The following is an 18,264-nucleotide window of genomic DNA, read 5'->3' as shown; positions in this document are numbered from 1 at the left end:
TCCTAGCTCTCTTTTCAATTTTCTGTATAATGGAAAACAGATAAGTGTATTGAGAAAGGAATTTAGAAATGAGATTGGATAAATTATTGTCCCATAGTGGATTTGGTACGAGAAAAGAAGTGAAAAATCTTCTAAAGAAAAAAGTTGTGACTGTTAATGGAACTTTTCAAAAAGATGGTAAAGTTCAAGTCTCCCCAGAAACAGATTTAATAGAGGTATTTGGAGAAAAAGTAGAATATCAAGAGTTCGTTTATTTCATGTTGCATAAACCAAAAGGGGTTATTAGTGCTACAACAGACAATCTGCATGAGACAGTCATTGATTTATTGCAACCGCAGGATCAATTGCAAGAGCCATTTCCAGTAGGACGTTTAGATATTGATACGGAAGGGTTATTGCTTTTAACCAATGATGGTAATTTAGCCCATGAATTGCTGTCTCCCAAAAAACATGTCAATAAAGTTTATCAAGCCGAAATCAAAGGAATCGTAATAGAAAAAGACGCAGTGGCTTTCTTAAAAGGTGTTACGTTAGAGGATGGATATAATTGCAAACCTGCAGAATTAGTGATTCATGAAACTGATGGGGCAAAAGGGACTTCAAAAATTGAAGTAACCATTCATGAAGGTAAGTTTCATCAAGTAAAACGTATGTTTGAGAGTGTAGATAAAGAAGTGACTTATTTAAAACGTTTGTCTATGGGACCATTATATTTAGACGAAAATTTACAATTAGGAGAATACCGAACGTTAACTCAAGATGAGATCGAGTCTTTAAAAAATAGAAAATAGTTGATATTAAATAGACTTGAAAAGAGACTGATACAAGCAGTCTCTTTTTTTCAAATTTATTATTTTTTATCTATTTGACTTGAGTTGTGTAAACTTTCGTCAGTCATTGTAGAACCTTATTTTAGTCCATTCTTATTTTTGTGAATATTGTTTCATCATATAAGGGATATTCTCGATAATTTGTGAAGGAAGAACTACATATTGTTTTTCTGCAAGTGTATCTCCTATTTCACTATGCAAGAACACAGCTGCTAGAATGGCTTTTTCTTTATCGTCAAATTGAGCCACAAATCCAGCGATCATACCTGCTAAGGTATCTCCCATCCCGCCAGTAGCCATAGCTGGGTTTCCTGCAGTATTTTTCCAGAATGCATCATTAAAGTAAACTTTTGTGCGGTTCGATTTGAGTACGATCGTCCCGCCAATTTTTTTCTGTTGAATCGCGTTAGCTTCGTCTTCTTGTTCAGCTTGAGACAATCCAGTCATTTTTTTCCATTCTCCCACATGAGGAGTATAAATAGCTTGTGTTTTTGGATAAGGGATATCATATTTTGCTATAAGGCTAATAGCACTGCCATCAATAACGATGTACTGGTCTTGGGATACACTAGAAAACACAGTAGTTAAGATATCCAATGCTTCTTGAGATAAACCAAGACCGGGACCAATAACAATGACATCTACTGTTTCTACTTGCTCAGTTACTTTTTTCAAATCAGCGCTATCCACGACCATCGCTTCTGGAAGACGAGCATGCAAGGAAACGTGATTCGCTTTAGCTGTGGCTACGGTGACCAAGCCGGCACCACTATAAACAGCTGCACTAGCTGTTAAGATGGCGGCTCCACCCATATCTTCATTTCCACCGATGACCAAGACTTTTCCATAAGTCCCTTTATAACTATCTTCTGACCGTTTGATTAAAGTTGATGTTACGATCTCTTCTGTAATAGAATTCATTTGCTTAACTCCTTTCTCTATTCTCCTTCATTATAAGTTTTAAAAGAATATTAAGCCAAAGTTATACAATATTAAGCCAAAGTTATACAAATAGAAGCGAAAAAAGTTCAGCCCTACATTGGTAACTGACATCAAAAGTGATAGAATGGAAGTGTTAATGAAGAGGGGAGAGTTTTGACATGGCAATTGATTGGAAAAAAGAAGCTGAAGCTCGCAAAGACGACTTCTTAAAAGATTTGTTCATGCTGTTGAAAATCGACAGCGTTCGCGATGACAGCAAAGCATCAAAAGATGCACCAGTAGGTCCTGGTCCTAAAGAAGCCTTAGAAGCCTTTTTAGCATTGGGTGAAAAAGATGGTTTCATCTCTAAAAATACTGGAAACATAGCTGGTCATCTTGAATACGGTGAAGGCGACGAAATGATGGGTGTGTTAGCTCACGTTGATGTAGTTCCTCCTGGAAATGGTTGGGACACAGATCCTTTTGAGCCTGTAATCATAGATGGGAAAATTTATGCACGCGGTTCAAGTGATGACAAAGGACCAGGTATGGCCGCATACTATGCCATCAAAATGATCAAGGAAATGAATCTGCCGATTTCTAAAAAAATACGTTTCATTATTGGTACAGATGAGGAAAGCGGCTGGCAATGTATGGACCACTATTTATCAGTAGAAAAAGAACCAGACTTTGGTTTTTCTCCTGATGCTAACTTCCCGATCATCAACGGTGAAAAAGGAAATGTTTCCTTGTATGTAAATACGAAAGGAAACAACGAAGGCGGCAAAAATACGCTGCTTAGCTTTGATGCCGGTTTACGTGAAAATATGGTTCCTCGTGATGCAGCAGCTGTATTTACCAGTGAAGAAGCAGATGTAATTGAAAAAGCTTTTTACGATTATGTAGAATCAGCACCTATTACAGGAACTGTAGGGGTGGATGGCGACAAAGTAACGATTGAAGTCGTTGGGAAATCAGCTCATGGAATGGAGCCCCGTGGTGGAGTCAACGGCGGAACTTATTTGGCAACATTCCTAAGCAACTTTAGCTTCGGCGGAGATGCTCAAAACTACCTTCAAATCATTGCAGAATACATTCACGAAGATTCAAGAGCCGAAAAATTAGGCTTGAACTTTGCAGATGACATAATGGGCGATTTAACGATGAATGCAGGTGTATTCACGTTTACTCCTGAAAATGGAGGAGTTATTGCATTGAATTTCCGTTACCCACGCGGAATGAATGTGGAAGCGATCGAAATCCAATTAGATAGTAAACTAGCTGAATATGGCGTTACGCTTAGTCGTGGCGGAGTTAAAGAACCACACTACGTACCAGCTGATGATCCATTAGTAAAAACGTTACTGGATGTCTATGCTAAACACACTGGATTAGAAGCTAAAGAACAATCTATCGGTGGTGGAACATACGGTCGTTTAATGAAACGTGGAGTAGCTTATGGAGCCATGTTCCCTGACAGTGTCGACACGATGCACCAAGCAAATGAGTTTATGGCTGTCGATGACTTGATGAAAGCCATGGCAATTTATGCTGAAGCAATTTATACGCTCATTAAATAAAAATAATAAATAAGATAGGGTTGGGACTTAGTCTCAATCTTATTTGTTTTATATCGATTAATGGTATAATTTGTCCAAACGTTTTTCATTATTGAATATGAGGGGGAGAAGAATGGATTTAGAATTAACCAATAAAGTTGCACTTGTAGTAGCTTCAAGTAAAGGATTGGGAAAAGCCATCGCCAAGGAATTGGCTAAAGAAGGTGCCAACGTGATGTTGACTAGTAGAACAGAAGAAACTTTACAACAAGCGGCAGAAGAAATTCAAGCTGAAGCTGCAAGTAAAGTAGCGTATTTTCCAGCTGATATTACCAAACCAGAAGATATCAGAGCATTAGTGCAAGAAACCAAGACTCAATTTGGAAAAATTGATATCTTAATCAATAATGCGGGAGGACCTCCTTCTGGAAACTTTACGGATTTTGAGGATGAAGATTGGGTAAACGCATTCGAATTGAATTTATTGAGTTACATTCGCTTGATTCGAGAAGTGTTGCCAGATTTAAAAGAAAATGGCGGAAAAATCTTAAATGTGGCGAGTTCTTCTATTAAATCAGTTATTCCAGATTTAATATTATCGAATACTTTTCGTAACGGTATCAATGGGTTAAGCAAATCATTAGCAGTAGAGTTGGCGCCTGATCATATCATGGTCAATACGATTGGGCCTGGGAGAATAGCTACGGACAGAATTCAAGTGATGGACCAAAGAAAAGCTGACGCAAAAGGAATGTCATTAGAAGAAGTCACCGCACAATCGGAAAAAGAAATTCCCATCGGTCGCTACGGAAAACCAGAAGAATTTGCCAAAGCAGCTGTATTTTTAGTTTCTGGAGCGAATACTTATGTTACTGGACAATCTATTTTAGTGGACGGCGGGATGGTAAAAGCACTTTAATAGTAAAAAAGAAAAGACTGAGGTAGAACGATTATCTCAGCTTTTTTTGTGCAGTAATAAAAAAATTTCAGCTGAATTCAAACTGACAGGAAAAGCATCTAACTAGTGGGACCCTTCTCGTAACCGACGAGCTATACACTTTGCTCCACTCTCGAAAAATTATTTCTTGAATAAAGAAAGACAATGGTAGCGGAATCTTTTATAATGTAGATAAGGAATAAAAAAGTGTGATCAGAAAGTTAGGGGGAATAAAATGTCGGAGCAATCTAATTTAAATAAAACACCGTTATATGACTATTATAAAAAAAATAACGTAAAATTAATCGACTTTGGTGGTTGGTCGCTTCCAGTTCAATTCACCGGTATTATAGAAGAACACGAAGCCGTACGTACAAAAGCTGGATTATTTGACGTGTCTCATATGGGAGAAATCTTGATTGAAGGAACACATGCGACAGCTTGCTTGAATCATTTACTGACCAATAATGTAGCTTCTATCCAGATAAATCAAGCTCAATACAACGCAATATGCCATCCAGACGGAGGGACTATTGATGACTTGATCATCTTCAAGCTGTCTGAGGAAAAATATCTTATGACACCCAATGCGGCAAACAAAGATAAAGTATGGGAATGGATGCATCAACACTTAGAAGACAATGTCTCTCTCAAAGATCTTTCTGCCAAAATGGGGCTGCTGGCGCTTCAAGGGCCGACAGCTGAAACGATTCTGAGTAAATTAACAACGGCAGACTTGAGTACGATTCAATCGTATCACTTTCTACCAAGTGAAAAGGTGGCCGACATTTCCAACATTCTGATAGCCAGAACAGGATACACTGGTGAAGATGGCTTTGAGTTGTACACAGCAGCGAATCAAATCGAAAAACTATGGGACTCTTTGTTGAAAGTCGGTGCAGAATACGGACTTAGACCATGCGGACTTGGTGCAAGGGATACGTTAAGATTAGAAGCAGGCTTGTCTTTATACGGACACGAATTATCTGATGACATCACTCCTTTAGAGGGTGGGATTGGATTTGCTGTGAAAACGAAGAAAACGGCTTCTTTTATCGGTCAAGAAAAATTAGCTGCTCAGCGTAGTGAAGGCTTGAAGAGAAGAATCAGAGGAATTGAGCTTTTGGACAAAGGTATTGCACGTGAAGGTTATCCTGTTTACTCAGAAGACGGAACAGAAATTGGGGTCGTCACATCAGGGACTAAATCACCGACTTTAAAGAAAAGTATTGGGTTAGTTTTGATCCAAAATGATTATACTGCACTAGAAACTACAGTGTATGTTGGGGTGAGAAAGAAAAAAATCGCTGCTCAAATCATCGCTACACCTTTTTACAAACGACCATAAAACTTTATACAAGGAAGGAAGTTGCAACATGACAAACAATCAAAATAATTTGTATTTTACAAAAGACCACGAATGGGTACTAGTTCTTGAAGGCAATATTGCTCGGATGGGAATTACCCAATATGCTACAGAACAATTAGGAGATATCGTTTTTGTAGAAGTTCCCGAATTAGATTCTGCTGTTTCAGTCGAAGAAGAAATCGCTACTGTGGAGTCTGTAAAATCAGCTTCGGAGATTTTTACGCCTCTAACGGGAACGATCATTAAGGTGAATGACGAATTAGAAGACAGTCCTGAATTGGTGAATGAATCACCATATGAAAATGGCTGGTTAGCAGAAATTCAAGTTGAGGATGCAGATGAATTGACTCAATTGATGAATCAAGAAGCTTATGAAGCTTATGTGAAGGAATTAAAAGAGGAAGAAGGTCAATAATGTGACAAATGAATTTCGCTATCTACCAGATACGGAGCAAGACACAGCTGAAATGATGGAAACGTTGGAAATTCATTCTATTGAAGAGTTGTTTCAAGATATTCCAGAAACTATTCGGTTGAGAGAAGAGTTCACTCTTCCCGAGACTCTTTCAGAATCGGCTTTAACGACTCACATGCGTCAACTAGCAGCTAAAAATGTCAGTACAGATGATGCGGCTGTTTTTTTAGGAGCAGGAACGTACGATCACTACATTCCTAGTGTAGTAGACCATGTTATCTCTCGTTCTGAATTTTATACGGCTTATACTCCATATCAGCCCGAGGTCAGTCAAGGAGAATTACAAGCTATATTTGAGTTTCAAACGATGATCACAGAATTGACGGGTATGGAAGCTGCTAATTCTTCCTTATACGATGGGTTTACTTCTTTAGGAGAAGCAGCCAATTTGGCCGTAACCACTACAAAACGTTCTAAAATTCTGGTCTCTAAAGGAGTTCATCCTCAAGGGAGAGAAGTTTTAGAAGCCATCTCAAAAGGCCGAGAATTTGAACTAGTAGAACTTCCATTGAAGAAAGACGTTACAGATCTTACTTATCTAAGAGAAAAGATTGATGAGCATACGGCAGCAGTTGTTGTTCAATACCCGAATTTTTTAGGCTCTGTGGAAGACTTGAAAGCTATAAAAGAACTGGCAGCTGCTCAAAAAGCCCTTTTCATTGTAATGGCTAATCCATTAGCTTTAGGAGTATTGGAAGCTCCTGGGAAATTAGGTGCAGATATCGTGGTAGGAGATATGCAGCCATTAGGATTGACTATGTCAGCTGGCGGACCACATTGCGGTTATTTTACTGTAAACAAAAAACATCTGCGCAAAATTCCGGGTCGGATTATCGGACAAACCACGGATAACGAAGGCAAACGTGGATTTGTCATGACCTTACAGACGCGTGAGCAACACATTCGTCGTGAAAAAGCGACTTCGAATATGAGTTCCAATCAAGCTTTAAATGCCTTGGCTTCAGCAGTGTGTATGGCTGCTTTAGGTAAAGAGGGAATCCAAGAAATGGCGCAATTAAATGTGGACAAAGCTGATTACTTAGCGAACCAATTAAAAAATAAAGGCTTTAGCATTTATAACCAATCTCCTTTCTTCAATGAATTTGCAGTGAAATTAAACCGTCCTGTTTCAGAAGTAAACAGCTTGCTTTTGGATAAAGGGATTATTGGCGGTTATGACTTGGAACCTGATTATGAAATGGAGAATACGATGCTTCTTTGTGTGACCGATCAACGAACCAAAGAAGAGATCGATGATTTGGTTTCTGTACTGGAGGAATTAACTCATGAATGATTACACGGATATCTTATTTGAAATCAGTCAACCAGGAAGAACAGCTTATAGTTTGCCAAAAAGTGATGTTCCGCTTATTTCGTTAGCAGAAAAGTTCTCAAAAAACTTTTTGCGTGAGGAAGCTGCCGAATTGCCGGAAATTTCAGAGCCTCAATTGATGAGACATTATACGGCTCTGTCTAATAAAAACTTCGGTATAGACAATGGCTTTTATCCACTTGGCTCATGTACGATGAAATACAATCCGAAAATCAATGAAGATGTTGCTCGTTATAGTGGATTTGCCTCTATCCATCCTCTTCAGCCGACTAGAACTCTTCAAGGTGCTTTCCAATTGATGTACGAACTCCAAGAAGATTTAAAAGTCGTATCTGGCATGGATGCTATTTCCTTGCAACCAGCAGCAGGCGCACAAGGTGAGTGGGCAGGTCTGATGATCATTAAAGCCTATCATGAAAAAACTGGCGATCTGGACAAACGACGAAAAATACTTGTTCCTGATTCAGCTCATGGGACCAATCCAGCAAGTGCTGTAATCGCAGGTTTTGATGTCGTGGAGATTCCTTCAAATGATGATGGAACAGTTGATCTGACTGCCTTGAAAAAAGAAGTCGGAGAGGATACAGCTGGATTGATGCTGACCAATCCGAATACTTTAGGTATTTTCGAAAAAGATATTCTTGAAATAGCAGATATTGTTCATGAAGTGGGCGGATTACTGTACTACGACGGCGCTAATTTGAATGCCATCATGGGAATTACATCACCTGGTGCTATGGGATTCGATATTGTTCATTTAAACTTGCACAAATCGTTCAGTACACCTCATGGAGGAGGCGGTCCAGGATCGGGTCCAGTAGGTGTAAAAGCTTATTTAGAATCTTATCTGCCTGTTCCGAGAATTGAAAAAACAACTAATGGATTCGAATTAAACTCAGACTATCCATTATCTATTGGTAGAATCAAAGGCTATTTTGGCAATTTTGGTGTCAACGTACGCGCCTACACGTATATACGTACCATGGGAGCCAGTGGATTAAGAAAAGCTTCCGAAAGTGCCGTACTTCACGCAAATTATTTGCGCAAGCGCCTAGAGCCTTATTATGATTCTCCTTACAAGCAAGTATGCAAACATGAATTTGTATTATCTGGGAATCGACAAAAGAAATTAGGCGTTCGTACATTAGATATTGCTAAACGATTGCTGGACTTTGGATATTATGCACCAACGATTTATTTCCCTTTGATTGTAGAAGAGTGTTTAATGATCGAACCAACAGAAACGGAATCAAAAGAAACCTTAGATAAATTTGCAGATGCAATGATTCAAATCGCTAAAGAAGTAAATGAGACGCCTGAATTAGTTACAGAAGCACCTCATCATACATCTGTAAAAAGATTAGATGAAGTAACTGCTGCAAGAAAACCTGTTGTTCGGTATGAATAGAAAAAAACTAGTCCTAAAAAAACCACTCAAAATGAGTGGTTTTTTTAAGACTAGTTTTATGAAAGTAGAAAAAAACAGGTTTTTTTTTAGAAGAAAGAAATTAAATGAGATTTTGATTAAAATACATAACGTAATGTTTGAACACTTTTTGTCTTATTTTTAGTTAAAACTTTTACAAAATAACAACTGAATTCTAAAGATTTCTTTAATAAATAACAAGTTTAGTCTTGATAAATCAGTAAAACGAACGTATTTGAAAACGCTTTAAAATACAAAAGTAAAATTGAATGAAATTTGAACAATTACTGTTAGATAGACGTTTAGGAGGAGTAGAATACGACGAAAACGTTTGCGGTAATCATTCTGTAATATTGCTTGCGTTTTGTTACACAACTAAAATCTTAGAATGTTTTTTTGTGTGCTATATTTTTCTTAGCGAAAAAACAATAAAAAATTTACTAAATATAACACAACTGAATTTTACTAAAAGCGAATTGATCATATGGAGGAAATAAATTGAAAAAGAAATTACTTACTGGTTTACTTGCAGCATCTATGTTAGTCAGTCCATTGGTTATGCCGACTGAAGCAGCGGCTGATACTTTAGAAGACATGCGTCAAGAAAAAGAACAGTTAGAACAAGAAAATCAAAATATCCAAAACAACATCAACGTACAAGAAGAAACTTTAAAAACTTTAGCAGAGGAAAAGTCTGCTTTAGAAACTGATGTCGTTAATTTACAAAAAGATATCGATCAAGTTGTTCGTGAATTAAATGAACAAGAAAAGAAATTGAAAGCAGCAGAAGAAAAAGTTGCACAATTGCAAAAAGAAATTGAAGAATTAAAAGTATTGATTGCACAAAGACAAGAAAAAATTGATAACCAAGCTAGAGCAGTACAAACAGATGGAAACTCTGCTAATTTGTTAGACATCGTTATTTCTGCTGAAAGTCTTTCAGATTTGTTAGGCCGCGTTGGAGTGGTCAACGAATTAGTAGATGCCAACCAAGAAATCGTTGTAGCTCAAATTGAAGATCAAAAAGCCTTAGAAGCTAAAGAAGCTGAAGCTGAAGCCGAACGTGTCGCTATCGAAACACTAAAAGGTGAAATTGAAATGAACCGCAATACGTTAGTGGCTCAAAAAGATGAGTTGGATAAAAAAATTATCCAAGTAGCTGCTAATTATGATATGACTGAAGAACAAAAAAATGCTTTTGTGAAAGAGCAAGAAGTTATCGCAGCTAAAACAAGTACTTTAAGTGTAGAAATGAAAGCTGAACAAGATCGTATCATTGCTGAGCAAAAAGCTCGTGAAGAAAAAGAACGTCAAGAATTAGAGGCCAGAGAACGTAAAGCGGCTGAAGAAGCAGCTGCAGCAGCAAAAGAAGCTGAAGCAAGCAAAGTGGCTACTACATCAAGTAGTTCATCTAGCTCAAGCAGTTCTTCAAGCGAATCAAGCAGCTCGTCTAGTTCAAGTAGTTCTTCTTCATCTAGTTCAAGTTCTACAACATCAAGTTCTGGCTTCATTCGTCCGTCTAATGGATACACAACTTCTCCCTACGGATATCGTTTCCACCCGATCGAACATGTCAATAAATTACATGGCGGAATGGACTTTGGCGGCGGTGGCCCAATCGTAGCTTCAAAAGGTGGTACAGTAGTGAGAGCTCAGTACCATAGTTCATGGGGCTGGTACGTGAAAATTGACCACGGTAATGGAATTGAAACGCTGTATGCACATATGCAACCAGGTAGTTTACGTGTAAGTGTTGGACAAAAAGTTTCTCAAGGACAACAAGTAGGAACTATGGGTACTTCTGGTGGATCAACAGGAATCCATTTACATTTTGAAGTATACAAAAATGGAGTACGTACAGATCCAGCACCATATCTTGGAATGTAATTTATAGAACGTAAAGTACAACAAAAATAAATAGAATAATTGGTGTGGGACTTTTGTTCCACACCTTTTTTTAGTACACTAACTCTATGCAAATGAAGAGAGGTATTTATAAAATGGAAAGAATTTTATCTAAGAAGAATGATCGAGTGAAAAAATGGAAAAAGCTCCATACAAAAAAAGGAAGAGAATTAACAGGAGTTTATTTGATTGAAGGCTTCCATCTAATAGCAGAAGCGATGGAGCACAATGCTCCTATCCAAGAATTTTTAGTATCTGAACAAGTAAAAGAGACACTATTTGAAAAATATCCCCAAGAGAAGGTAGTCATGATTTCAAAAGAAATAGTGGATTATTTAAGTGATACTGAATCACCACAGGGCGTATTTGCTATTGTTGAAAAAGAAATGCCTGGTACGCCAGCAAATTTTACAAAACCTTATTTACTTTTAGATAATGTTCAAGATCCTGGAAATGTTGGTACGATGATCCGAACAGCTGATGCTGCAGGTTATGGAGGAGTAGTATTAGGAAAAGGTACGGTAGATTTATACAATAGTAAGGTGTTGCGTTCAACTCAAGGAGGACATTTTCATTTTCCGGTCTACGAAGGTGATTTGAATGAGTGGTTTGTCTTGTTTAAATCTCATCATTTCCCGATTTACGGAACAGAGCTGAACGAAGATGCAGCTTCTTACCGTGAAATCAATGCTCCCGAGATTTATGGTCTTGTGATGGGAAATGAAGGAAACGGTATGGATAAAGAACTATTAAAACAAACTACCAAAAATCTATACATCCCTATCACTGGACAAGCAGAATCTCTAAACGTAGCAGTAGCAGCCGGAATTCTAATGTTCAGCTTATAAGCTGCGGAGGCCGCTTGGTAGATACGGCCAGAAAATAGAAACTATAAACTGAGGCAAAGTCTCATTGCATTCGCTTTGTACCAATTCGCTAAGCTTTGTTTCACAAAGCAAGCTCAGTAGCAATGTGGAGTGCCTCGTGCAGTTCTAAAAAAAAAGAGAGACTGCTAATGATTCAAAAGCTGAGGTAAACTTGATACAGATTATGACAAAAATGTTAAGTCTATAGTAAGAAATGATGAATTCAATGAAATACGCTTTTATTTTATACTTAAACGCTGTATGATAAGACACAACATAAATAAAGCATCATACTAATTTGATAAAGGAAGTTCTTGAATGACACAGGCTAGCTGGAAATTAGATTCTGATTATGTGGCTTTAATTGAAGACTTAATTCAATGCGAAGAAGTACAAAGTTTAAAGACCATAACACATCATCATTTTTCAACGAGATTAGAACATTCAATCAGTGTCTCTTATACGAGTTACAAAATTGCTAAAAGATTGAATTTAAATTGTCGAGCTATAGCACGTGCAGGTTTGCTTCATGACTTTTTCCATGAAGATCGAGAAACCTTTGCTTCAAGCTATTCAGGGTATTCACATGCCTCTTACCATCCCCATGTGGCTCTGAAAAATGCTCAATTATTGACAGAATTAACCGACCTAGAGTGCGATATTATTGTAAAACATATGTGGTTGGCATCTCCTGCTTGCATACGTCAGTTACCTAAGTTCAAAGAAAGTTATGTAGTAACAATAGTAGATAAGTATTGTGCGACCAAAGAAGTGTTAACTCCTTTGCCACAGCTGCTTAAAACCAATTTACGACATAAAGCTAAAAATGTTTGGACGCGCTTGAAACCAGTAAATGTATCTCAATAAAGTAGGTTCGTTCCCCCATTTAATGAGATAATTAAGTGGGTTTTTTTAATGAGAAATAGTCAAATTGACGGAAATCTACTTACTTTTAATAATGAAATGTGCTATACTATAGGAAAAAGAGGTGAAATAAGATGATAACTGTTAAAAAAGAAAATCAAAATACTGTAATCTGCGAGTCTAAACAGAAAATGATTTGTCCTAAATTTGAACGGACTTTTTCATTTTTAGGGAAAAAATGGATAGGCCTTATCATCGATGTATTACTAGATGGACCTCGCCGTTTTAAAGATATTGCTTCAGCTATTCCAGAAGTAAGTGATCGAGTATTAGTAGAACGCTTAAAAGAATTGGAAAAAGAAGGCATCGTTATGCGTACGGTTGATCCAGATGCTACAATGCGTGTTGCATATACATTGACGGAAAAAGGAACTGCTTTTAGAGGCGTTATGAATGAAGTTCAGCTTTGGGCAGATCAATGGATCGCTCCCGAAGAATGCAAATAACCCCTAAATAAGCTTGACGGATTCACTTGGATTCGGTTAAACTAAATGAGAATTGAATAGTTCACAGAAACGATGACGGAAAAGAGTAATTTGAACAGTTTTTTTAAGAGAGCAAATGCCGTTGGCTGGAAGCATTTGTAAAAACAGTCGAATGAAGTTCACTTCCTGAGTTGACTTTGGAATTTACACTAACGTAATGAAAAAAGTTCCGGTATGCGCCGTTATGCAATTGAGTGTAAGTCTATTTGACTTAAACTAGGGTGGTACCGCGAATCTAAGCCTCGTCCCTTTTATAGGGATGGGGCTTTTTGTGTGTTCAAAAATGATAATTGGATAGGAGTAGAAAAATGGAATTAAAAACGAAACTTGAAACGCTGCAACTTGAAGTGTTAAACAAGGTTGAATCAGCTGCTGATTTAAAGTCTTTAGATCAAGTTCGCGTAGCGTATCTTGGTAAAAAAGGTCCTATTACAGAAGTACTCAGAGGTATGAAGGATCTTGATCCTTCAGAACGCCCAATAGTAGGTGCTTTAGCTAATGTGGTCCGTGATGCTATTCAAGGGGCTATTGAAGAACGCAAAACGATTTTAGAAACAGAAGCGATTCATCAAGCTCTGCTTGAAGAAACGATCGATGTGACTTTACCTGGAAAGCAAGTTGCTAAAGGACAAAGCCATGTATTGACACAAATCATGGAAGAAATCGAAGATTTGTTTATTAGCATGGGGTATCAAGTTATTGAAGGACCAGAAGTTGAAGAAGACAATTACAACTTTGAACGAATGAACTTGCCTAAAGACCATCCAGCTCGAGACATGCAAGATACATTCTATATTACGGATGAAGTATTGCTTAGAACACACACTTCCCCTGTACAAGCTCGTACAATGGATAAACATGATTTTTCAAATGGACCCTTAAAAATGGTCAGTCCTGGGAAAGTATTCCGTCGAGACAGTGATGATGCGACTCACTCTCACCAATTTCATCAAATTGAAGGACTAGTTGTTTCAGAACAAGTCAGTATGGCTGATTTGAAAGGAACATTAGATCTTTTTGCGAAGAAATTATTTGGTGCTGATCGTGAGATCCGTTTGCGTCCAAGTTACTTCCCGTTTACAGAACCTTCTGTTGAAGTTGATGTCAGCTGCTTCAAATGTGGAGGAGACGGCTGTAATGTATGTAAACACACTGGTTGGATCGAAATTTTAGGTGGCGGGATGGTACACCCTAACGTGTTGGAGATGTCAGGAATTGATTCTTCTGTATACAGTGGTTTTGCTTTTGGTCTTGGTCCAGAGCGCGTAGCTATGCTGAAATATGGAATTGACGACATTCGTCATTTTTATCAAAATGATTTGCGTTTCTTAAATCAATTCAAGGTAAAGGAGTAGACACATGAACGTATCTTATAAATGGTTAGCAGAATATTTGAATTTAGAATCGATTACTCCGGAAAATTTAGCGGATAAGTTAAGTCGTACTGGAATTGAAGTAGAAGACGTGACCGTTCCTCAAGAAGGATTGAAAAAAATCGTGGTTGGACATGCAGTATCTGTAGTGGATCATCCTGATTCAGATCACTTGCATATTTGCCAAGTTGATATTGGAGAAGAAGAGCTTTCGCAAATTGTTTGTGGCGCACCAAATATTGAGGCTGGGCAAAAAATTATCGTGGCTTTGCCTGGATCACGTATTACAGGCAATAAAAAAATCAAAAAAAGTAAAATGCGCGGAGAAGTTTCAAATGGTATGGTATGTTCTCTAGAAGAATTAGGATACTCAGACAAAGTGATTCCCAAAAAATACGCAGACGGTATCTATGTTTTACCCGAAGAAGCTGTTCCCGGAGAAGAAGTTTTCTCTTATTTAGCTATGGATGATGCTATTCTTGATTTGGCTGTTACAGCAAACAGAGCAGATGCACTAAGTATGCGCGGTGTTGCTCACGAAGTTGGAGCTGTTTACAATCAAAAACCTGTATTTGAAACGATAGAATTGAAAGAAGACGCGTCAGAAAAAGCTGAAGATTATCTATCAGTAGCGATTGAAAATAAAGAGGATGCGCCAATTTATTCGATTCGAGTCATCAAAGACGTAAAAGTAAAAGAAAGTCCTATGTGGTTGCAAACGAAATTAATGAATGCAGGTATTCGTCCATTAAATAATATTGTCGATATCACAAACTATATTTTATTGGAATACGGTCAACCGCTACATGCTTTTGACTATGATCAGTTAAAATCAAAAGAAATTTTAGTTCGTCGTGCAAAACAAGACGAAATATTAGTGACGTTAGATGAAGAAGAACGCAAATTGACTCCAGCTAACATTGTGATCACGAATGGTGAAAAACCAGTAGCTTTAGCCGGAGTGATGGGCGGACTAGATTCTCACATTACAGACGATACGGTTACAGTAGCTTTAGAAGCGGCTTTATTTGAACCCATCTCGATCCGTAAAACGGCTAAAGAATTGAATTTACGTAGTGAATCCAGTTCACGTTTTGAAAAAGGGATCAACTTGGCAACGTTGCAACAAGCTAGTGAACACGCTGCTGCTTTAATGGCAGAATTAGGAGAAGGAACAGTTGTTTCTGGCGTGTCAGCGGTAGATACAGTAGAGGTAAATGCTGCTGTTGTGACTACTACGTTAACTAAAATCAATCGTTCATTGGGGACTGAAATTTCTGCTGAAGATGTAGAAGCTATTTTCCAACAACTCGATTTTAGCGTAACGATCTCGGCAGACAACGTTGAAGTCGTAGTACCACCTAGACGTTGGGACATTCATATCGAGGCTGATTTGATTGAAGAAATCGCTCGAATCTATGGGTACGATAATCTACCTTCTACACTTCCAAAAACAGAGTCTATTCCTGGTGGATTGTCTACAAAACAACGCTTAGTTCGTCATACCAGACGCTTTTTAGAAGGATCTGGTTTAACGCAGGCCATTAGTTATGTATTGACGACTCCAGAAAAAGCGAGCCGCTTTATGATGCGTGAAAGCGAAGCTACACAACTGGACATGCCGATGAGTGAAGAACGCAGCACATTAAGAATGAATCTGTTAAGCGGTTTGTTGGATGATGTCCAATATAATTTATCTCACAATAACAACCATGTAGCCTTGTTTGAGACTGGTCGTGTGTTCTATCATGAAGCAGGCCAAGTATTGCCGCATGAGCAAGAACATTTAGCCGGTGTATTGACTGGCTCAATGCTTGCAACGGATTGGCAAGAAGAAGGGCAAAAAGTTGATTTCTATGTTCTTAAAGGAATTCTAGAAGAGTTGCTTTTAACTTATGGACTAGTGGGCAAAATAGATTATGTACAAGAGGCTAATTACACTGAGATGCATCCGGGTCGTACGGCTGCTATTACTTTAGAAGGCAAAGAAATTGGTTTTATGGGTCAAATTCATCCAGTAACAGCAAATGAACTAGATTTGAATGAGACTTATGCTTTTGAAATCAATTTTGATGCTGTTATTGAAGCAGAAAAAGAACCGACAATTTATCGTTCGATTCCTAAATACCCTGGTATGACAAGAGATGTTGCGTTATTAGTGGATGAAACAACTACAAACCAACAAATTGCAGATGTTATTGTGGAAAAAGGCGGAAAATACTTGCAACACGTTCGTTTGTTCGATCTTTACCAAGGGGAACATATTGCAACGGGTAAAAAATCAATGGCTTATACATTAGCTTATCTAAATCCTGAAGCAACTTTAGTGGAAGAAGAAGTCACAAAAGCTTTTGAAGAAGTGAAAACAGCTTTAGCAAAACAACTAAACGCAGAAATACGCTAAAAACAAAACTAGTAGAATGTCCATTTTGGATGTTCTACTAGTTTTATTTTATTTGTATCCTGCAATTTTTTTAGCTTTTTCAGTATTGGCAAAATGAAGTTTAACATATTTGTTCAATAAAGACACACCGCCGCGTTTTAATAATTTTGCAGCGACTAAATCCACATTGGATCCGGCTCCCGATGGGATTTTTGTACCAGCTTCTTTTGTCAGGTCCTCTAAACCAGTTAAAAAAGCATAACGAGCAATGATGGAAGCCGCAGCTACTGCTAAATGATGACTTTCGCCTTTTGTTTGAAAATAAACATTTTCTTTTACTTGGACAGTTTGATCTTGAATGTGTTTAAAGTAAGTTGTCGGCAGTTCGAACTGATCAATTAAAATCGCTTCAGGTGTAATAGGTGCAATTTTAGTTAACACGTGATGCAAAGCTTGATTATGCAGTACGGCTTTCATTTTTCCTTGAGTCATTGTTGGTTGAATATGATTGTACTTTTCTGGCATTACATTCAGTAAACTATATGGTAAGAAAGTAACCAAATCTTTTGCCACACGACAAATTTCTTTATCCGTCATTTCCTTAGAATCACGCACGCCCAATTCTCTCAATAGTTCAAACTGAGAGCGATCGACATAAGCTGCAACGACCGTCAATGGTCCGAAATAGCTGCCGGTTCCTACCTCATCACTACCTAAAACAGACCAGTCACTAAAGCCGTTAGGCAAAGAAGAGTCAACGCTTTTTACTTTAGGTTTCTTCTTGGTGATTTCTCCTTTAGCTTTCCAAATCGTTACCTCATTAGTAGAGTTGTTTCCTTGAAACAACACTTTTCCAGATTTGTATGCCGTAATGTTGACCGCTCCTTTTTTAGCAGCAAAGAGACTACCTGGAGGTGTATTTGGCTTTAAATAACTTTTGTAATATTCTTTCATTTCATTTAGTGTCGTTTTAGATACTAAAAGCACTTCGTTAGACATCCTACCACTCATTTCATAAAAATTTCTTTTCAAAGACAACTAATCGTTTGTTGTCCAAATGTTTCTTTTAATAGTATAACAGGCTGTACAAGAAAAAGTTTATTTTACGAGACAGAACCCAAAAATAGTTTTTTATTTAAGATGAAAAATTATCACATATGACACAAGTATTTAATGGAAATAAATTTTTTATCAAATGTCAAATAGATGGAGATAAAATAACGGTCAAAATATACTTTTCAAAGTATACAAAATGAAAAGTAAAGTTCATGTTTTTTTGTTAAAGTGAACTTAATATATAGCAAAGGGGTGACGAATTGCAAGTAAAGGTTTCTTACCTACAATACTCTCTGTCAATTGCCCTGCACTGTGCCACTCGTAAATTCATTGGACTTAATAAATATAAAAAAAACTTTTAAATATTCGTTTAAAAATATCATATATGATAAAAACATCTATTTTGATTCTTGAAGAGTAAA

At 37.6% G+C, this 18,264-nt stretch carries 15 protein-coding genes and 1 other annotated feature; of the genes, 13 read left to right on the top strand and 2 right to left on the bottom strand.

Annotated elements, in window-relative coordinates:
• The first annotated feature begins 68 nt into the window (after positions 1-68).
• Complete coding sequence (locus ACEN36_RS05345; RefSeq protein WP_407126113.1) at positions 69-791, top strand: pseudouridine synthase; 723 nt, start codon at positions 69-71, stop codon at positions 789-791.
• 132 nt (positions 792-923) lie between these two features.
• Here ACEN36_RS05345 and ACEN36_RS05340 read toward each other — a convergent pair whose 3' ends face one another.
• Positions 924-1,751 (bottom strand): NAD(P)H-hydrate dehydratase, encoded by an 828-nt coding sequence (locus ACEN36_RS05340; protein ID WP_407095606.1) that lies wholly within the window; start codon positions 1,749-1,751, stop codon positions 924-926.
• Positions 1,752-1,930: 179 nt separating this feature from the next.
• Here ACEN36_RS05340 and pepV point away from each other — a divergent pair, with 179 nt between their 5' ends.
• The 12 genes from pepV to pheT all read left to right on the top strand — a co-directional run bounded on the left by pepV (position 1,931) and on the right by pheT (position 16,807).
• Positions 1,931-3,331, top strand: a complete 1,401-nt coding sequence (pepV, locus tag ACEN36_RS05335) for a dipeptidase PepV (RefSeq protein ID WP_407103179.1) — start codon at positions 1,931-1,933, stop codon at positions 3,329-3,331.
• Positions 3,332-3,443: 112 nt separating this feature from the next.
• Positions 3,444-4,229 carry an SDR family oxidoreductase gene (locus ACEN36_RS05330; protein ID WP_407095610.1) on the top strand — a complete coding sequence of 262 codons (786 nt, stop codon included), beginning with the start codon at positions 3,444-3,446 and terminating at the stop codon, positions 4,227-4,229.
• A gap of 253 nt (positions 4,230-4,482) precedes the next feature.
• Entirely contained in the window at positions 4,483-5,595 is a 1,113-nt protein-coding gene (gene gcvT, locus ACEN36_RS05325) for a glycine cleavage system aminomethyltransferase GcvT (protein ID WP_407095611.1), read from the top strand.
• Positions 5,596-5,623: 28 nt separating this feature from the next.
• On the top strand, positions 5,624-6,031 hold the full coding sequence (gcvH, locus tag ACEN36_RS05320) for a glycine cleavage system protein GcvH (protein WP_407095613.1): 408 nt from the start codon (positions 5,624-5,626) through the stop codon (positions 6,029-6,031).
• 1 nt (position 6,032) lies between these two features.
• The gene (gene gcvPA, locus ACEN36_RS05315; protein ID WP_407095614.1) at positions 6,033-7,385 is read left to right on the top strand and encodes an aminomethyl-transferring glycine dehydrogenase subunit GcvPA; all 1,353 of its coding nucleotides are present in this window, start codon (positions 6,033-6,035) and stop codon (positions 7,383-7,385) included.
• A complete protein-coding gene (gcvPB, locus tag ACEN36_RS05310) occupies positions 7,378-8,832 on the top strand; it encodes an aminomethyl-transferring glycine dehydrogenase subunit GcvPB (RefSeq protein WP_407102773.1) in 1,455 nt (484 codons plus the stop codon). The genes gcvPA and gcvPB overlap by 8 nt, the downstream gene beginning before the upstream one ends.
• 516 nt (positions 8,833-9,348) lie before the next feature.
• Complete coding sequence (locus ACEN36_RS05305; protein ID WP_407095616.1) at positions 9,349-10,737, top strand: peptidoglycan DD-metalloendopeptidase family protein; 1,389 nt, start codon at positions 9,349-9,351, stop codon at positions 10,735-10,737.
• A gap of 113 nt (positions 10,738-10,850) precedes the next feature.
• Positions 10,851-11,603, top strand: coding sequence for a TrmH family RNA methyltransferase (locus tag ACEN36_RS05300; protein ID WP_407095617.1), 753 nt, complete (start codon positions 10,851-10,853; stop codon positions 11,601-11,603).
• A 336-nt stretch (positions 11,604-11,939) separates the two neighbouring features.
• On the top strand, positions 11,940-12,488 hold the full coding sequence (locus tag ACEN36_RS05295; RefSeq protein WP_407095618.1) for an HD domain-containing protein: 549 nt from the start codon (positions 11,940-11,942) through the stop codon (positions 12,486-12,488).
• A 131-nt stretch (positions 12,489-12,619) separates the two neighbouring features.
• Positions 12,620-12,991, top strand: a complete 372-nt coding sequence (locus ACEN36_RS05290; protein WP_407095619.1) for a winged helix-turn-helix transcriptional regulator — start codon at positions 12,620-12,622, stop codon at positions 12,989-12,991.
• Between the two features lie 63 nt (positions 12,992-13,054).
• Positions 13,055-13,283, top strand: a binding site (T-box leader).
• A gap of 55 nt (positions 13,284-13,338) precedes the next feature.
• Entirely contained in the window at positions 13,339-14,385 is a 1,047-nt protein-coding gene (gene pheS, locus ACEN36_RS05285) for a phenylalanine--tRNA ligase subunit alpha (protein WP_407095620.1), read from the top strand.
• Positions 14,386-14,389: 4 nt separating this feature from the next.
• Positions 14,390-16,807, top strand: coding sequence for a phenylalanine--tRNA ligase subunit beta (gene pheT, locus ACEN36_RS05280; RefSeq protein WP_407095621.1), 2,418 nt, complete (start codon positions 14,390-14,392; stop codon positions 16,805-16,807).
• A gap of 48 nt (positions 16,808-16,855) precedes the next feature.
• Here pheT and rnhC read toward each other — a convergent pair whose 3' ends face one another.
• On the bottom strand, positions 16,856-17,785 hold the full coding sequence (gene rnhC / locus ACEN36_RS05275; RefSeq protein WP_407095622.1) for a ribonuclease HIII: 930 nt from the start codon (positions 17,783-17,785) through the stop codon (positions 16,856-16,858).
• Between the last annotated feature and the right edge of the window lie 479 nt (positions 17,786-18,264).

Source organism: Desemzia sp. FAM 23989, assembly GCF_045528345.1.
Taxonomy (GTDB): Bacteria; Bacillota; Bacilli; order Lactobacillales; family Carnobacteriaceae; genus Desemzia.
Note: the sequence above shows the minus strand (reverse complement) of the source record. Positions and strands in the feature narration are given on the sequence as shown.